Source organism: Streptococcus mitis (assembly GCF_001579035.1).
In the GTDB taxonomy this organism is placed as follows: domain Bacteria; phylum Bacillota; class Bacilli; order Lactobacillales; family Streptococcaceae; genus Streptococcus; species Streptococcus mitis_J.
Window position 1 is genome coordinate 153,106 of the sequence record NZ_KQ970290.1, and the last position, 2,822, is coordinate 155,927.

At 45.5% G+C, this 2,822-nt stretch carries 1 protein-coding gene; it reads right to left on the reverse strand.

The features are described from left to right. Positions 1–282: 282 nt before the first annotated feature. Positions 283–2,822 (reverse strand): PolC-type DNA polymerase III (locus SMIDD26_RS13295; protein ID WP_246747011.1); only part of this gene is annotated, 2,540 nt, incomplete at its 5' end.

Genomic DNA, 2,822 nt, shown 5'->3' on the forward strand with positions numbered 1-2,822 from the left:
TAACTTCTTTGACAAGCGCTACAGGACTGTAGCGTAGAAACTGGCGAGTAACAGCCTTAACAAAAGAGGATATCCTCCTCTTTCAAGGTCACTCCCTTCCAATTATTTTCCTCGTTAAAATGGTTGAAAAATACCAGATAGGGATCACGCACCATTTGCGCTAAGATATAAACGCCATTTCGTAAACATATAGAAATAACTTTCCCTGGTTTCCAGGGTGTTGCTCTTTTTTTCTTTAGCATTATTAGCCAACCTCAAAAATTACCAAGACATTTCAAACTATTAAAACAACTCATCAAACAAACTCAACTGGTTATCCTCTGGCATATTTCCGAGAATGCCCATTTCATCCATCTTTTCAACCAAGGTTGATGAGAGCCCACCACGCTTGCGCAATTCTGTTTTAGAGAGGAATTCTCCCTCTTCACGCGCTCGCACCAGTTGCTTGGCAACGTTCTCTCCCAGACCATCCATTGCTACAAATGGCGGGATGAGGGTATCCCCATCGATAAGGAACTCTGTCGCCTGACTACGGTAGAGATCGAGTTTTCCAAACTTGAAACCACGCTCCCACATCTCATTAACAATCTCAAGAGTTGTATAGAGATCAATTTCCACATTAGAGGCTTCATTGTTCTTCCGTTTTTCAGAGATTTCTTCCATTCTGCGCTTGATAGCATCCAAGCCTGCACCCATAGTCTTGATATCAAAAGCCTTAGCGCGGATTGAGAAGTAAGCACAGTAATAATAAATAGGATGGTGAACCTTGAAGTAAGCTACACGAAGGGCCATCATAACGTAGGCTGCCGCATGGGCTTTAGGGAACATGTACTTAATTTTACCACAGGACTCGATATACCACTCTGGCACCTTATTAGCTTTCATGGCTTCGATATAGCCATTTCTCTCCTCTTCTGAAATCTTGAGCCACAAGCCCTTACGTACCCGTTCCATGATGGTAAAGGCCATCTTAGGTTCGAGACCGGCATGCATGAGGTAAACCATGATGTCGTCTCGACAACCGATAACGGTCGACAGATCCGCAATCCCTTGCTTAATCAAATCTTGGGCATTGCCCAACCACACATCGGTACCATGGGATAGACCTGAGAGCTGTAGTAACTCCGCAAAAGTCGTTGGGTGCGTTTCATCTACCATGCCTCGGACAAAGTTGGTTCCAAACTCTGGAATCCCCAGCATGCCTGTCGGCGTACCGATTTGCTCAGGTGTCACACCTAGCACATCCGTCCCAGAAAAGAGGGCCATCACACCTTCGTCATCCATAGGAATTTCATTAGGATCAATCCCCGACAAGTCCTGGAGTTTTCGAATCATGGTCGGATCATCATGTCCCAGTACATCAAGTTTGAGGACGTTCTCGTCGATATCATGGAAGTTAAAGTGAGTGGTCTGCCATTCAGCCGTCACATCATCTGCTGGATACTGGACAGGCGTAAAATCATAGACATCCATGTAGTTCGGAATAACAACAATCCCTCCCGGGTGTTGACCCGTCGTCCGCTTGACACCAGCCGCACCTTGAGCAAGACGTTCCACCTCTGCATCACGATAAAACTTGCCATAATCTCGCTCATAGCCCTTGACAAATCCATAAGCGGTCTTGGCAGCCACCGTACCAACCGTTCCTGCACGGAAGGCATATTCTTCACCAAAGATATCACGCACATCCAAGTGGGCGCTAGGCTGATCTTCTCCCGAGAAGTTCAAGTCAATATCAGGAACCTTGTCTCCATCAAAACCAAGGAAGGTTTCAAACGGAATATCTTGCCCATTTTTGCTGAGTTTATGACCACAGTTTGGACAATCCTTATTGGGCATATCAAATCCTGAACCGTACGAACCATCGGTGATAAACTCACTGTACTGACACTGACCACAGACATAGTGAGGAGAGAGAGGATTGACCTCCGTAATCCCAATCATGGTCGCAACGAAACTAGAACCGACAGATCCACGAGAACCAACCAAGTAACCCCGTTCATTGGAACGTTGCACCAGCATCTGCGATGCCAGATAAATCACAGCAAATCCATTCCCCAGAATAGAGGTTAGTTCTTTTTCAATCCGCAAATCGACAATATCTGGCAACGGATTTCCATAAATCTCAAAAGCTTTCTTGTAGGTCAATTCAGCGACTGTTTCTTCAGCCTTGTCGATGAAAGGCGTGTACAAGTCACCCTTAACAACCTCAACGGGTTCAAAGATTTCTGCCAAGGCATTGGGATTTTCAATAACCAATTTCCGAGCTAATTCCTCTCCCAAGAAGGCAAATTCATCCAACATCTCATTGGTCGTTCGAAAATGAGCCTTTGGAAGTGGTGCCGGTTGGGCATGTTCTCCATGACCGATAGTTCGGTTAATCATCGCCCCCTGTCCCAAACTACGGACAATAATTTCACGGTAAATTTCTTCTTCTGGTTCGATATAGTGGACATTTCCCGTAGCCAGAACAGGCTTACCAAGACGGTCTCCCACTTCTATCAAACTCTTGATAATGGTCTGGAGTTCTTCCATATCCTTGACCTGCTCCTTGGCAATCAAGGGAGCATAGATAGCTGGTGGCATGATCTCGATAAAGTCGTAATACTTGGCCACCTCAACCGCTGCATCCACACCTTGGGAAACAACCGCATCAAAAACTTCACCTTCAGAGCAAGCTGAACCTAAAATCAAACCCTCCCGATGGGCATCTAAAACTGTTCTCGGAATCCGTGGCACCCCTTCAAAGTACTTGGTATTGGACAAAGAAACCAGCTTAAAGATATTTTTTAAACCTACCTGATTCTTGACATAAATGGTCG